12 protein-coding genes are annotated in these 14,859 nt (G+C 65.0%); 8 read left to right on the forward strand and 4 right to left on the reverse strand.

The window, feature by feature from the left end; translation table 11 throughout:
* Positions 1 to 185 (reverse strand): acyl-CoA dehydrogenase N-terminal domain-containing protein (locus tag AC1DS6_RS24305; RefSeq protein ID WP_477103319.1); only part of this gene is annotated, 185 nt, incomplete at its 3' end.
* Positions 186 to 514: 329 nt separating this feature from the next.
* On the opposite strand from AC1DS6_RS24305, the gene AC1DS6_RS24310 reads away from it, so the two are divergent.
* On the forward strand, positions 515 to 2,146 hold the full coding sequence (locus AC1DS6_RS24310) for a 3-(methylthio)propionyl-CoA ligase (protein ID WP_477103320.1): 1,632 nt from the start codon (positions 515 to 517) through the stop codon (positions 2,144 to 2,146).
* Between the two features lie 8 nt (positions 2,147 to 2,154).
* Here AC1DS6_RS24310 and AC1DS6_RS24315 read toward each other — a convergent pair whose 3' ends face one another.
* Together AC1DS6_RS24315 and AC1DS6_RS24320 are read right to left on the reverse strand one after the other, a co-directional pair.
* Positions 2,155 to 3,153 (reverse strand): AraC family transcriptional regulator, encoded by a 999-nt coding sequence (locus tag AC1DS6_RS24315; protein ID WP_441629406.1) that lies wholly within the window; start codon positions 3,151 to 3,153, stop codon positions 2,155 to 2,157.
* Between the two features lie 235 nt (positions 3,154 to 3,388).
* Positions 3,389 to 4,867: a patatin-like phospholipase family protein gene (locus tag AC1DS6_RS24320; protein ID WP_441629407.1), complete on the reverse strand. Its 1,479-nt coding sequence runs from the start codon at positions 4,865 to 4,867 to the stop codon at positions 3,389 to 3,391.
* 259 nt (positions 4,868 to 5,126) lie between these two features.
* Between AC1DS6_RS24320 and AC1DS6_RS24325 the strand changes: the two genes are divergently transcribed.
* From AC1DS6_RS24325 to AC1DS6_RS24340, 4 genes are all read left to right on the forward strand, one after another.
* The gene (locus tag AC1DS6_RS24325; RefSeq protein WP_477103321.1) at positions 5,127 to 6,230 is read left to right on the forward strand and encodes an AI-2E family transporter; all 1,104 of its coding nucleotides are present in this window, start codon (positions 5,127 to 5,129) and stop codon (positions 6,228 to 6,230) included.
* A gap of 67 nt (positions 6,231 to 6,297) precedes the next feature.
* Entirely contained in the window at positions 6,298 to 7,482 is a 1,185-nt protein-coding gene (gene gltS, locus AC1DS6_RS24330) for a sodium/glutamate symporter (protein WP_441629409.1), read from the forward strand.
* Positions 7,483 to 7,484: 2 nt separating this feature from the next.
* Entirely contained in the window at positions 7,485 to 8,975 is a 1,491-nt protein-coding gene (locus AC1DS6_RS24335) for a TAXI family TRAP transporter solute-binding subunit (RefSeq protein WP_477103322.1), read from the forward strand.
* A 44-nt stretch (positions 8,976 to 9,019) separates the two neighbouring features.
* Positions 9,020 to 9,415: an avidin/streptavidin family protein gene (locus AC1DS6_RS24340; protein WP_441629411.1), complete on the forward strand. Its 396-nt coding sequence runs from the start codon at positions 9,020 to 9,022 to the stop codon at positions 9,413 to 9,415.
* 4 nt (positions 9,416 to 9,419) lie between these two features.
* On the opposite strand, the gene AC1DS6_RS24345 is transcribed toward AC1DS6_RS24340, so the two are convergent.
* Positions 9,420 to 10,223, reverse strand: a complete 804-nt coding sequence (locus tag AC1DS6_RS24345) for a BPL-N domain-containing protein (protein WP_477103323.1) — start codon at positions 10,221 to 10,223, stop codon at positions 9,420 to 9,422.
* 640 nt (positions 10,224 to 10,863) lie between these two features.
* Between AC1DS6_RS24345 and gabT the strand changes: the two genes are divergently transcribed.
* The 3 genes from gabT to AC1DS6_RS24360 all read left to right on the forward strand — a co-directional run bounded on the left by gabT (position 10,864) and on the right by AC1DS6_RS24360 (position 14,831).
* Positions 10,864 to 12,126 (forward strand): 4-aminobutyrate--2-oxoglutarate transaminase, encoded by a 1,263-nt coding sequence (gene gabT / locus AC1DS6_RS24350; protein ID WP_441629413.1) that lies wholly within the window; start codon positions 10,864 to 10,866, stop codon positions 12,124 to 12,126.
* Between the two features lie 77 nt (positions 12,127 to 12,203).
* A complete protein-coding gene (gabD, locus tag AC1DS6_RS24355; protein ID WP_441629414.1) occupies positions 12,204 to 13,661 on the forward strand; it encodes an NADP-dependent succinate-semialdehyde dehydrogenase in 1,458 nt (485 codons plus the stop codon).
* Positions 13,662 to 13,847: 186 nt separating this feature from the next.
* Positions 13,848 to 14,831: a Bug family tripartite tricarboxylate transporter substrate binding protein gene (locus AC1DS6_RS24360; RefSeq protein WP_477103324.1), complete on the forward strand. Its 984-nt coding sequence runs from the start codon at positions 13,848 to 13,850 to the stop codon at positions 14,829 to 14,831.
* Positions 14,832 to 14,859: the final 28 nt, after the last annotated feature.

Here is a 14,859-nt window from a genome sequence, read left to right on the forward strand (position 1 = left end):
TCGGTGTCGCCGATGCGGTTGAGCGGCGCCAGCACCTGTTCGTTGAACTTGGCGGCCTCATCGAGCACCGCCTGCGCCGTCTCGGGCGTGGCGTCCTCGAAGCCGGGCAGCTGGCTGACAGCGTCAAGGCCGGCCAGTTCGTTCATCACAAACAGCATGTCCTTGAGCGGGGCACGATAGGTCATTTTTTGGGTCTCCATTTTGGGATTGCGGCACAGGGCATGGTGCATCTGGGCGGATGCCGGCACCGCATGCTCCGGATACCGGATCGTAGCGCCCGCCGCGGCATGCGGGAATAACCAAACCTGCCCATTCATTGACAAAACCTGCCGCTTTGCGCCGCCCTGGCCGCTTGCCTGCCACCCCGGCCCGATTGGCCGGATTTGTCACTAGTTCGGCCATTCCTGTCAGTGCCGGAGGGGGCGGGCACCTCTAGAATGCCTCGCAGCCGGCGTCGCCATGACCGCCGAATGCATCCGGCATAACGACAAACCGCCTGTCAGGAGACAAGACTATGGACCTGTTCGGTCAGATGATGTACGCGCCTTTGCAATTGTCCTCGCTGCTTGAGCAGGCGGCACGGCACTCCGGCACGGTGGAAATCGTATCCCGGCGCGTCGAGGGCGACATTCATCGCTATACGTACCGGGACTGCCATGTCCGCGCCATGCAACTGGCCAATGCGCTGACGGGCCGCGGCATCGTCGCCGGAGACCGCGTGGGCACGCTGGCGTGGAATGGCTATCGCCATATGGAGCTGTACTATGGCGTGACCGGCATTGGCGCGGTTTGTCATACCATCAACCCCCGCCTGTTCCCGGAACAGATCGCCTACATCATCAATCATGCCCGCGACCGCGTGGTCTGCTTCGATGCCTCGTTCCTGGGCCTGGTCCAGCAGATCGCGCCGCAATGTCCCCAGGTCGAGTCATGGGTGATGCTGTGCGACAGCGCCAGCCTGCCGCAGGCACCGGCGCTGCCGCTCGAAAGCTACGAGGCGCTGATCGGCGGGCAGCCCGGCCATTTCGACTGGCCCCGCCTGGATGAGCAACTCGCGGCGGTGCTTTGCTATACCTCAGGCACCACCGGCAACCCGAAGGGCGTCCTGTACTCGCACCGTTCGCTTTGCCTGATGGCCTATGCCTCGGCGCTGCCGGACGCGCTTTGCCTGCGTGCGTCGGACTCCGTGGTGCCTGTCGTGCCTATGTTCCACGTCAATGCCTGGGGGCTGCCGTTCTCCGCGGCGCTGGTCGGGGCGAAACTGGTGCTGCCGGGCCCGGCGCTCGACGGCGCATCCCTGTCGGCGTTGTTCGACCAGGAAGGCGTGACGGTGTCGGCTGGCGTGCCCACGGTCTGGCTCGGCCTGGCCGACTATATGCGCCGCACGGGCAAGCGCTGCAACAGCCTTGAGCGTGTCATCGTGGGCGGCGCGGCATGCCCGCCGCAACTGGCCAAGGCACTGGGCGAACTGGGCATCAAGTCGGTACACGCCTGGGGCATGACCGAGCTGTCGCCGATTGGCACCGTGTTTTCGCCTTCGCAGGGTTTCGCGCAGAAGCCGGAGCAGGAGCGCGCGCAGCTCGAGGCCAAGCAAGGCCGGGTCGTGCCGGGTGTCGAGATGAAGATCGTCGACGCCGATGGTGCCGAGTTGCCGTGGGACGGGCGCGCGGCTGGCGACCTGCTGGTGCGCGGCCATTGGGTCGTGGAGCGCTACTTCGGCATGGAGGAATCCTGCCTGGAGAAGGATGGCTGGTTCGCCACCGGCGATGTCGCCACGATCGACGCCGACGGCTATATGCAGATCACGGATCGCAGCAAGGATGTGATCAAGTCCGGCGGCGAGTGGATCTCCTCGATCGAGCTGGAAGGCATCGCCGTTGCGCACCCGGAAGTCGAACTGGCGGCCTGTATCGCCTGTGCCCATCCCAAGTGGGACGAACGGCCCCTGCTGGTTGCGGTAAGGCGCGCCGGCAGCACGCTCGATGCGCAGCAACTGCTGGCCTTCTATGAAGGCAAGGTGGCCAAATGGTGGATCCCGGACGACGTGGTGTTCGTGCCGGAGCTGCCGCTGACCGCGACCGGCAAGCTGCACAAGCTGGTGCTCAGGCAGCGTTTCGGCTCCCATTACAGCGGCGCCGCCGCCTAGCCGGGCGCTCAGGCCATGCCGCGGTAGGCCTTGGGCGTGCTGCCGGTCCAGTGCCGGAAAGCGCGATGGAACGCGGTCGGGTTGTCGAAGCCGACGTCATACGCGATAGCCGCGATGGCGTCGGGCGAGCGCGTGAGCCGCTGAATCGCGATATCGCGCCGGACGTCATCCTTGATCGCCTGGAACGTCGTGCCTTCGTCCGCAAGCCGGCGGCAAAGCGTGCGCACGGAAAAGTGCAGGTCCTGGGCAACCACTTCCAGCGTCGGCATGGCGGGAAGGCAATCGGCGAGGAATTGCCGGACCCGGTGGCAAACCATCTGGTCGGCGAAGGAGACGAAGATCCAGTCTTCCGGCGCGCGCGCCAGGAATCTCTGCAGGTCGGCCTTGCGTTGCCGCATGGGCATGTCGAGGTAAGCCGCTTCGAAGCGCATGCGTGTCTGTGCGCTACCGAACTGAACCGGCCCCGGAAAGAGAAAGAGGTAGTCCGTTGCGTGCGCGGGACGCGCGAAATCGAACTCCGCCGCGATCAGCGGGATCCGCTTCCCAACCAGCCATGAGGCAATGCCGTGCACCAGCTTCATGATGAGTTCGCGGCCGAGTTCGGTCACGCCGGGGCCAGCCGGATCCGCCACCATGGCAACCCAGCCGCCTTCGCCGTCGCGGCCCGACTCCAGCCGGAAATCATCCAGGATCAGGTGGAAGAACTGGCCGAACCGATGCAGCGCGACTTCCAGCCGCGGGGCGTCGAGCAGGCTCAGGCACAGGTATTTCAGCGTGCCGTTGCGCAAGGGGCGGCTGAAGATGCCCGGCATTTCGTCGTCCAGTTCGGTCGCGAGCAGGCGGTAGAGCGTGGAGAACTGCTCCTCGGTCACGCGGGAGCCAGGGCGCCGCAGCAAGCCGTGGGGGATGCCGGAGCACTCCGCCAGCCGTTCGATGGCGGCGGGATCGGCGCCCGACAGGAAGCCGTTGACCAGCGAAATGGGAACCGTGCCAGAAATCTGACTCAAGGGTGCGTCGACGTCCGGACCGCAACGTCATTTCCGGTGTGACCAGGGGGCATATATTCTGTCATAAGCTGGATTGGCCCGTCACATTTTTGGCTTTCCGGCGATCAGGGCGCTGTCGCGTCGAGCCGGTCCGCCAGCGTTCCGTCCCGGCTGCCGACCGCCCGGAGACGCACGCCAGGGGCTTGTGCCTCGATCCGGGATATCAGCCGGTTAAGCACCAGCGCCTGGCCAACGGCTACTTGTTACCGTGGTCGCCCGTTGTTTCGCCTGCCGGTGCCGGTGCCGGGGCGGCGATGACCCTGGCGCCGACATCTTTCAGCAGCCGATTGAAATCGGGCGACGCCATGATGATCTTCCCCGCGGCGGCACGCAGCCGGTCGACAGCCTCGGCCGGCAGGGAAAACGATGTGGGCAGTTCGTTCAGGTAATCCAGTTCCGCCTTGTCCGTCAACTGGGCGAACGACACGTCGATGGCATAGATCGTTGCGTCCGGCGTGCGTAACGCAGTGGCTACCGCGGCATCCTTGTTCGCTGAAAATGCGCGTGACTCCCGGACCCGGCGCATGGACTGCCATCGCGCCTGGCTGTCTTTCAACAACTCCGTCGCCTCGTAGGAATAGTGGTCGATCGGCACGCCCGTGGCTTTCACCAGAATCTGCAGCGTGCCTGGCGGGGATTCCGACTTGTCCCATGCCGTCTTGGGCGTGGACAGTGAATTGACGACAAAGACGACGATCCTGCGCGTATGGTCGAGTGGCGAAGGCTGGCCGATCAAATGCAGCGCTTCCATGACCTCCAGGGAATCCAGCACGCTGCGCATGCCGAGGTTGTCCGACACCCCGCCGTCCACGATATGGATGTAGGGCCGGTTGGCGCTGTCCCCGAATTCGGCCTCCTCTTTCAGGTGACGGGTCGCGCGGGCGGCCGGCCGGGGCGGGTCGCTGGCGTCGAGAAATGGCTTGATCCAGCCGGGGGGGGCGTAGCCGCAGGTGCCGCCGTAGTTGTTGAGGGTAACGGGCGTGAGCACCACCGGTACCGCCGACGATGCGGCGGCGGCACGGGAGAGCTTCACCGCATTCAGATCCGAGCAAAGCACGTCGAATGTGGTCTGCGTAAAGGGCAGGCGGGCGCCCGTGGAGATGTCCGTGGCGGAGGCGACGATGAAAGGGCCGCCTCCGCGATTGAGGTCGCCGAATGTCGCGCCATGGAACAGGATTTCGTCGTACAGGTCTGATGCCAGTTCCGAGCGCCCCCAGCCGCTCGACCATAGGGATGGCCAGTAGGCTGGATTGAGCGTTCGGAACGTAATTTCCCCCTGCACGTCGCGCTTGAGGAAGCGCTGCTCGTAATCGTCGAACAGCTTGTCGCCGTAGAGGCCATAGGCGAGCGCCGTAAAGCTCCCGCCGGATACGCCGGTGATGACGCCGACATGTTCGAGCAGGCGAGACTTGTTGCCTTTCGGTCCGACGACTTCGGTATTGCGCAGGAACTCGAGGACGCCGTACGAAAATGCCGCAGCGCGTGTCCCGCCGCCCGAGAAGGCCAGGATCACCAGGTTTTCGTTGTCTGCCGAGTATTGCGGACGGGTGACGAACCGATAGCCGGCATCCGGGTCGGCGTGAGCGATGGGCGGGTTGACTGGACGGCTTGCGCAGCCGCCGAGCACGATCAGAAACGCAAGTACCACCAATGCAGGCGTCGGCAGTCGGACCATGGATTCTCCGGGCAGTCTCCGGGTATTGTTACGGTGCGTACTCATTGAGGTTGTCCCGGCATTCTGACTAGCCTAGACTAGAATTCACCGAATCGGGGGGGTGGTTGGCTTTTGCCCTCGTATGGCGAACGCGCCGATGCCGGCATCGACCGTGCCGGACGTATCGTGTCGCCCGGACATGGCTTAACGGCAGGGATGAGATGCCCTTGCCTGGCTTTCCGACCCGATACCTTTGCGGTGACCTGCAAGGAGGCAATCGATGTTGCCCACGCCCATTTCCGAGAAGGCGCTGTCCCGCGGCATGCTCGATGTACTGATCCGTGCCGGGCTGATCGCTGTCCTGGTGATTTTCTGCTTCGAGATATTCCGTCCGTTTTTCGACCTGCTCGTCTGGTCGCTGATCCTGGCGATCACCCTCTATCCGCTGCAGGTGAAACTCAGCCCGATGCTGGGCAACAAGGACGGCCGCACCGCCACGCTGATCATCCTGGTCGTGATCGGCATCATCATGGTGCCGACCTACCTGTTGGGTGTCGCCATGGCGGAGTCGGTGGAGAATGGCATGACCCTCGTCAAGAGCGGGGAGTTCCAGGTTCCACCGCCGGCCGAGTCGGTAGCCAGTTGGCCGCTGGTGGGGAAGCAGTTGTATGCCTTCTGGATGCAAGCCGCCACTGACCTGACCGGTCTGGTGATGAAGCTCGCGCCTCAGATCAAGGATTTCAGCCTCGTGCTGCTGGGCGCGGCCGCGGGTCTCGGCAGGGGGTTGCTGGTATTCGTCTTTGCACTGATCATCGCCGGCATCATCATGGCTTTTGGGGAGGAGGGCAGCCGTAGCGCCGTGCAGATTGCCTCGCGCATCTTCAACCCGGAAAAAGGCCCGCAGATCACCGCGTTGTGCACCTCCACCATTCGCGCGGTTGCCCAGGGGGTGGTCGGCATTGCCTTCATCCAGATGCTGCTGATCGGCGTCGGCTTCGTGCTCAAGGGCATTCCTGCCGCCGGCCTGCTGGCTCTGGGGGTGCTGCTGCTTGGGATCATGCAACTGCCGGCCACGCTGATTACCGTCCCGGTGATTGTCTTCGTCATCGCCACCGAGGGTGCCAGCGTCGCTACGATCGTCTTCTCCATCTATGTCTTCGTGGCGGGGCTGGCCGATAACGTCCTCAAGCCCCTGCTGCTGGGCCGGGGTGTCGACGTGCCGATGCCGGTGGTGCTGATCGGCGCCCTGGGCGGGATGGTCAGCGGCGGCGTCATTGGCTTGTTTATCGGCCCGGTGATGCTCGCGGTCGGCTATCAGTTGTTCTGGCAATGGGTCGAGGACCAGCACCACGGTAGCGGGCCAGGAGACCAGAAGCCAGTTTGATACTGCCAGGCTCGCCGCTTGTCGCGTTGGATTCGTGCGAACTGCCTGACATCCAACGGAATAGCCGATGAGTCTCGATCCCCTTAGCTCCTTGCTGGCGGCCGTCGTCGTGCTACTCATCGGCGCGCTGGTCAATCGCAGGGTTGGGCTGCTGTCGAGATACAACATCCCGGACCCCATTACCGGCGGCCTGCTTTTCGCGGTGCTGTCCGCGCTGGCCCTGGCAACCGCGGATTTCAAGGTCACGATCGACCAGAGCGTCAAGCCGGTGCTGCTGCTGATGTTCTTCGGCGGGATGGGGCTGAGCGCGGACTTGCGCACACTTCGCCGGGGAGGCAAGGCGCTTGTCATCTTCCTGATGATCATGCTGCCCTACATCGTCGCGCAGAACGCCGTCGGCGTCGCGATGGCGAAGGTGCTGGACTTGCACCCGATCTTCGGGCTGGTCGGTGGCTCGATTACCCTCGTGGGCGGCCATGGCACCGGCGCGGCCTATGCCGAGCGCTTCGCGGAAGTCAACAACCTGCAGTCCGTGATGGACTTGTCCATGACGGTGGCGACGCTGGGCCTGATTGTCGGCGGCATCATCGCCGGCCCGGTCGCGCAGTTCCTGATCACGCGATACCACCTGCGATCCCGGGCGGAGGAAACCGCGAGCGACGACATGCAGCCGGCAGCGCCAATCGCCACCGTCGGCGCGATCGGCTCCCTCGCCGGCATCTTTGCCGCGGTAGTGGCCAGCCGGTGGCTGGCAGCGCAGTTCACCGGCGGCTCGATCACCATACCGGCTTTCCTGTGGTGCATGGTCACGGGCGTCGCCATCCGCAACCTCTGTCCATTCATCGGCCTGCGCTTCGATGACCGCGCCACGGACCTGATCTCGAACGTGTGCCTGTCGCTGTTCCTCGTCATGACGATGATGGCGCTCGACCTGATCGAGGTGGCGCTGTCGGCGGGGCCTTTCATTGTCATCATTGCGATGCAGGTGGTATTCCTCGTTATCTACGCCGTTTTGGTCTGCTTTCGCTTCATGGGCCGCGACTACGAGTCAGCCGTCACCTCCGCGGCCTTCATTGGCTTCAATATGGGTTCCACCGCGACCGCCATGGCGAACATGCAGGCGATCACCGCAAAGTACGGGCCGGCCCCGACCAGTTACCTGATCGCCCCGCTCGTCGGCGCATTCTTCGTCGACCTGATGAACGCGGTGGTGCTGACGCTATGGCTTGCGCTGCCGATCGTGGGAGGCTGACCATGCGCACCCTCATCGCCATGCTGCTGGCCGCCGTGCTGGCGGTCCTCCTGAGCGGCTGCGGCGGCGGCCCGGATGCCGACAGCCTGCGGGCCGGGGTCAACGAACGCCTGGTGCAGGCGCTGCCGGCCGGGACGGTGGAACTGGTCAGCCTTGAGCGCCGTGGCTCCCAGGCGGACACCAGGGCGGCGGGCGAGACACGCCGGACAGTCTACTTCGACGCGCAACTGAAGCTCGCGCGCGACTTCGATTTCGGCGGATGGGACGCGCCGGGCGTCGCCGGCCTGGTTTCCGCGCTGGGCGCGGGCCCGAAGGGCATTTCCGGTATTGCCTCGGGCGGCAACAAGGCGGGAGACATCATCCGTGCCCACGGTACCGCGCTCTACAAGCGCGAGGGGGACCGGTGGGTCGCGGTTACCTCCGGCGGCTACCGGCCCGCTGAGGCGCCGGACTATGTCACGAATACCGCGCCAGGCGCCGCCGCCATCCTGGACGCGATGCGAAAGGTGATCGAATCCGTGCCCAAGGATGCTTCGCCTGCTGAGCAAGCGGCCATCGAGCAGGAGCTTGCGGTGGCATATGCAAGCGTACGCGCACGGCTCGCGCGCGCGGCGGACGGATACGCGATCGCGGCCGGTGCCGAGCACGGACAGTATTTGCGCTTTGCCCGCGCGTTGGCGAGCGAGACCAGGGTCAGGGTAGTGCCCCTGATCACGCGGGGAGGAGAGGAAAACCTGCGTCTGCTGCGGGAAGGCAAGGTTTCGGTTGCGCTGGCGCAGGGCGATGCCGCGCTCGATGCCTATGAGGGCAAGGGCGCCTTTGCCACGGACGGGCCGTACGCCTCGCTGCGCGCGCTGGGCAGCTTGTATCCGGAAGCCGTGCATGTCCTGGTGCGGGCCAACGACTCGCTGGCATCGATGTCGGACCTGCGCGGCCACAAGGTCGCCATGGGGGAACCGGGCTCCGCGTCGCGCGTCACCGCGGTACGCGTGCTTGAGGCGCATGGGCTCGGGCTGAAGGACATCGTGCCCCAGGACTTGAGCATCGGCGCCGCGCTGGTTGCGCTGCGCCAGAAGCAGGTCGACGCCGTGATACAGGTCATCGGCGTGCCGGCGGACAGCGTGCGCGATGCGCTTGAGGACGTGCCGCTGCGGCTGTTGCCGCTCTCGGAGCGCGGGATTGCCGCGCTGGCCGGTGCGAAGACCGCGTACTTTCCCTACACGATCTCGCGCGGTGCCTACGCGAACCAGCGGCAAGACGTGCGTAGCGTCGCGACCGCGGCGCTGCTCCTCACGGCAAGCGACCTCTCCGATGCCGAGGTGGCCGCGCTGACCCGCCTGGTTTTCGCAAACGGCAACGATCTCGCCGCGCGCGGCAGCGCGCAAGGTGCGCAGGTCTCGGCGGCGACGGCGCTGCAAGGGCTTGCCGTGCCCCAGCACCTTGCCGCGGCAAAGGCGCTCGATGCGATGAGCGCCGGCGCCGGGAAGAAGTAGGCGTCAAACGCATTTTTCAATCCGCGCAATGCAAAGGAGGCACCATGACAATCCGTGTTGGACGATGGCTCGGCCGGAACGGCGGCGGGCTTGAGATTCTTTCCATCGAGCCGGGTGCCCGCTTCACCGGCCGCTACCAGACCAAGGTGGGCATGCCCGATCCCAATGCGTGGTTCGACGCGCACGGCATGACCGACGGTACGCTGATCGGATTCACGGTGCTTTGGAAGAATGCTTCGGAGGCGCACGCATCGCTGACCACCTTTGCCGGCCGCTACCTGGCCAAGGGCGAGCAGGATGGTCTCGGTGATGCATCGAGAGAACGGATCGAAGCCCAGTGGGTTCTTGCCCGGCTCTGCGATGACGACGATCCCGGCAAGCCGCACGCAATGTGGGAGACCTTTCTCTCCAACTCCGCCGTCTGGTACTGGACGCCCTGAGCGGTCAGCCCAGCAAGAGGCCCGCGTGAGCAAGCAACTGGCGGAAAACCGCCAGCCGCGCCTCTCCGGTCCGGGCCAGCTTGCGGCAAACGTGCAAGTGCGCGGCCATGTCGCTGTGTCCGCGCAGTGCGTCCTTGCACTCGCGCTCCGAGATTTCCAGGTGGACACCGGTCAGGATTGCGCAGCCTTTGCCCACGCTTGCGCTCACGATGGCGGGCGGGTTGCCTTCGATGCCGGTGTACACGGCCAGGATCCGCGCCGCATGGTTCGTTGCGTCGCCGAAATCGAAGCGGCAGCCGCCGTGGTAGTGCGCATAAAGCGTCGTCGGGGCAGCGGTCAGGCTATGGGTCGTCCGGATCTCCGTGGCCGTGGCGCTCCTCAGCGTTGCGTCATAAGCGACGCCCCCCGTGAGCTGGGGCAGCGAGCCAACCGCGACCGCATCCACAAAGTTCAGTTCGCGTGCGCCGCAGATTGCGCCCTCGGTTCCGGCATGGAACGCCAGTTCCCTGCAAGCGTAGTACGCGCCCGCGCAAATGCCCAGGTAGACGCCGCCCTGCTCGACGAAGCGCCGGATGCGCGCGTTGGGGGCGCCGTTCAATGCGGCGCAATAGGGAAGGTCGGCACCGCCCGGCATGACAAACAGCGCGGCGTCATCGAAGAGCGCCGCGTCATGCCTGAGGTCATCGGCCATGACCGCCCGGATCTCGTAAGCGCCGGGAAGCAGTTGCTGTCCGATCATTCTCATCAGGCGTGCGGTCCCGTCGGACGTGCCGGCATCGATATAGGTCAGGATCTGGGGCTTTGCCATGATGGTTCGCCGATGTGCAACGCGGCATCGCGTCGCTGGTGATCTTACGCCGTAGGTTTTGCCGGCACCAGATTCCGGGAGCCTGGCCGTCCTTGAAGCATCCCGTACGATCCTGCCCGCCGTGACATCACAAAGCGGTCCGGGGGGTGCCGTGTTCGTGCCAAAAGCCTGGTGCCATTTGCAGGATTATCCGTGCAAGACAATATGGTTTGGTGAAGTACTTCATCAGTAGGTGCCATTTCCCATCGGGGCAGTGACGGAGCCAGCCGCCAGCGATTGCCTCCAGGCAGGCAGCACAGGATGGCAAGGCAATTCCCCTGGTGATCTGTCCTGACGCCAGCAGCTTGCTGGTTCCTGTCACATCCCGTCCCGTCTGAAGCCTGCGTGAGATTCATGCGTCACGTCGCGGCTGTCCGGCAACCGTTCCGGACGTTGCGGCAGCAAATCCGACAAGACAGGCCTCTCAAAAATGGCCCTATCGACAAGCATCAATATGGATCTAGTGGTGGTGCCAATTTTCGGTTAATTTTCTACTCCACCGCATTCCGGCCGAGATGCAGCACGCGGCTGCCGGTTGACGACGCGAAATGCGGACAACGAAGTCCGTTGGCACAAACCGAAGCAAGAGATGGAGCAAGAGATGAAGAACGCCGAGCTGGTCCGCCGCAAAGATGCCGCCACGCCCCGTGGCGTAGGCGTGATGTGCAATTTCTACGCCGAGCGTGCCGAGAATTCCGAGATCTGGGATGTGGAGGGCAAGCGCTATATCGACTTCGCCGCCGGCATCGCCGTCCTGAACACCGGCCATCGTCATCCACGCCTGGTGGAGGCCATGCAGCGCCAACTGGAGCGCTTCACGCACACCGCCTACCAGATCGTCCCCTACGCCAGCTACATCGAGCTGGCCGAGAAAATCAACCAGCGCGCCCCCGGTGGCTCGGTCAAGAAGACGGCATTTTTCACGACGGGCGCCGAAGCCGTCGAAAACGCGATCAAGATTGCCCGTGCCGCCAGCGGCCGTCCGGGCGTGATCGCCTTTTCGGGGGGCTTCCATGGCCGCACCATGATGGGCATGGCGCTGACCGGCAAGGTGGTGCCGTACAAGGTTGGCTTCGGACCGTTCCCCGGTGAGGTGTTCCACGCGCCGTATCCCTGCGCGTTGCACGGCGTGTCGGTGGAGGATTCGCTCAAGGCGCTGCAGAACCTGTTCAAGGCCGACGTGGATCCCAAGCGCGTGGCTGCCATCATCTTCGAGCCGGTGCAGGGCGAGGGCGGCTTCAACGTGGCGCCGGCCGCGTTCGTGAGGGCGCTGCGCGCGATTTGCGACGAGCACGGCATCCTGCTGATCGCCGATGAAGTGCAGACCGGCTTCGGGCGCACCGGCAAGCTCTTTGCGATGGAGCACTACGATGTGGCGCCGGACCTGACCACGATGGCGAAAAGCCTGGCGGGCGGCATGCCGCTGTCGGCGGTATGCGGTCGCGCGGAGGTGATGGACGCCCCGGCACCCGGCGGGCTTGGCGGCACCTATGCCGGCAACCCGCTGGCGGTGGCTTCCGCGCTGGCCGTGCTGGACGTGCTCGAAAGCGAGAACCTGATCGAGCGCGGCAACGTGCTGGGCAAGCGCCTGGTGGACCGTCTGGAGAGCCTCAGGTCCGGCGTGCCGCAAATCGCCGAAGTGCGCGGCGTCGGCGCCATGGTCGCCGTCGAATTCCGCAAGGCGGATGGCAGCCCGGACGCCGATTTCACGCGCACTGTGCAGAACCGCGCGCTGGAACAGGGCCTGTTGCTGTTGTCTTGCGGCATCTACGGCAACGTGATCCGTTTCCTGTTCCCCCTCACCATCAGCGATGCCGTGATGGACGAAGGCCTCGACATCCTGGCTGACGCATTGACCCGCTGATCCCAAACGCACCCAAGCGCATCGAAGCGCACCGAAGCGCACCCAAACGGATACAACAGGACCAAACGGACTTCATCATGGAACTCAAGGATGCAGGCTTGCTGCGTGCGCAAGCTTTTGTCGGCGGCGCGTGGCGGAACGCCGACAGCGGTGAGACCTTCGCCGTCACCGATCCCGCGACCGGCGCCGTCATCGGCACGGTGCCGTTGATGGGGGCGGCGGAAACACGCCGCGCCATCGAGGCCGCGCGCACCGCGCAGGCCGCCTGGCGTGGCAAGACCGCGCGCGAGCGCAGCCAGGTGCTGCGCAACTGGCATGAGCTGATGCTCGCCAATGCCGACGACCTTGCCCTGCTGATGACTACCGAGCAAGGCAAGCCGCTGGCCGAGGCCCGCGGCGAAGTGACCTACGCCGCGTCGTTCCTCGAATGGTTCGCCGAGGAAGGCAAGCGCGTCAGTGGCGACGTGCTGTCGTCCCCCGCCGGCGACAAGCGGCTGTTGGTAGTGAAGGAGCCGGTGGGCGTCTGCGCGGCGATCACACCCTGGAATTTCCCGCTGGCCATGATCACGCGCAAGGCCGGGCCTGCCCTGGCCGCGGGCTGCGCGATGGTGCTCAAGCCGGCGGAGGACACCCCGCTGTCCGCCCTCGCGCTGGCGGTGCTGGCGGAGCGCGCGGGCGTGCCGGCGGGCGTGCTGAGCGTGCTGACGGGCGACGCCCGGGCGATCGGCGGCGAGCTGACCGCCAATCCGGTCGTGCGCAAGCTCAGCTTTACCGGCTCGACGGAAGTTGGCCGCATCCTGATGCGCCAGTCGGCCGACACCATCAAGAAGCTCTCGCTTGAACTGGGCGGCAATGCGCCCTTCATCGTCTTCGATGATGCCGACCTGGATGCCGCGGTGGAGGGCGCGATTGCCTCGAAGTACCGCAACGCGGGCCAGACCTGCGTTTGCGCAAACCGCCTCTACGTGCACGACAAGGTCTATGACGCCTTTGCGCAGAAGCTGGTCGCCGCCGTGGCGAAGCTCAAGGTTGGCCACGGTGTCGAGCCCGGTGTCTTGCAAGGCCCGCTGATCAATGAGGACGCGGTGGCCAAGGTGGAGTTGCATATCGCGGACGCAATGGCCAAGGGCGCGCGGCTGCTGTCCGGCGGCAAACGGCACAGCCTGGGCGGCACCTTCTTCGAACCGACCGTCCTGGCCGACGTGACGCCGGCCATGCGCGTGGCGAAGGAAGAGACGTTCGGCCCGCTGGCGCCGCTGTTCCGCTTCTCGACCGACGCGGAAGTGATCGGCATGGCCAACGACACCGAGTTCGGTCTCGCCTCCTATTTCTTCAGCCGCGATATCGGCCGCATCTGGCGCGTCGCCGAAGCCCTCGAATACGGCATGGTGGGCATCAACACGGGCCTGATCTCGAACGAAGTCGCGCCGTTTGGCGGTGTCAAGCAATCCGGTCTGGGCCGCGAAGGCTCGAAGTACGGCATCGAGGACTATCTGGAGATCAAATACCTGTGCATGGGAGGGGTCGACCGCTGAACCCGGCGCGTGTCGCACTGCCGGTTCGCCCGGCCCGGTGCCGGGTGTTCTTCTGTCCGGATTCAGGCCGGTAATGACTTAAGCCACAGCCTGGGTAGAGGCGGTCCAAGTGGAGGCCGCCCACCCAAGGCAAGCGCTGTACGCAGCGCAGCGAGTGGATTCTCTACTATCGAGGAGGGTAGTTTCATGCAGGTTCGTTTTCGTTTCATCCGTTCCATCGCCGCCGTGGCGGCGATGGCGGCATCGTCCCTGGTTCTCGCGCAGGGCCCGCGAGACTGGCCCACGCAGCCGGTGCGCATCGTTGTGCCATTCCAGGCCGGCTCCGCGACAGACTTGCTTTCGCGCCAGCTCGGCATTGCACTCGGCAAGGAATACGGCCAACCCTTCGTGGTGGAAAACAAGCCCGGCGCCGCGGCCATGATCGGTAGCGAGGCCGCGGCCCGCGCGCCTGGCGATGGCTACACGCTGCTGATGTCCGGTCCCGCGTCGATGGTGACCAACCGCTTTCTCTACAAGAAGCTCAGCTACGATCCGGATGCCTTCGAGAAGATCACGGTCGTGGCCTACACGCCGAACATCCTGCTGTCGAATCCGTCGCTGCCGTTCAAGACGCTGCCCGAGATGGTGGCCTATGCCAAGGCCAATCCAGGCAAACTGAGCTACGCCTCGTTCGGAGCAGGAACCACCTCGCACCTGGCCGGCGAGATGCTCAAGGCGATGGCCGGCATCGACATCGTTCACGTTCCTTACAAGGGCGCAGCCGAAGCGATCCCGGCGTTGCTGTCGGGTCAGGTGTCGATGTACTTCGACACCATCATGACGGGGTTGCCTTTTGTGAAGGCGGGCAAGCTGCGTGCGCTTGGCATGTCGAACAACAAGCGTTCGTCGATGGCCCCGGATGTGCCGACCATCGCGGAGCAAGGCTATCCCGGCTTCGATATCGCCCCATGGTATGGCCTGGTCGCGCCGAAGGGCACGCCGGGCGAGGTCGTGGCCAAGCTCAATGTCTCGGTCAACAAGCTGCTCAAGGATCCGGCCTTCCGCGACAAACTGGGGGCCACGGGCGCCGAGCCGCGCGGCGGCAGCGCGGCGGACTTCAACACGATGATCAATGCCGAGATTCCACGCACCGAGAAGCTGGTAAAGCAATCGGGCATTGCCTTGCAATAAGCGGCGCGCGCTTCCATCCGCGTTCCGG

Source organism: Cupriavidus sp. 05L310 (assembly GCF_056398185.1).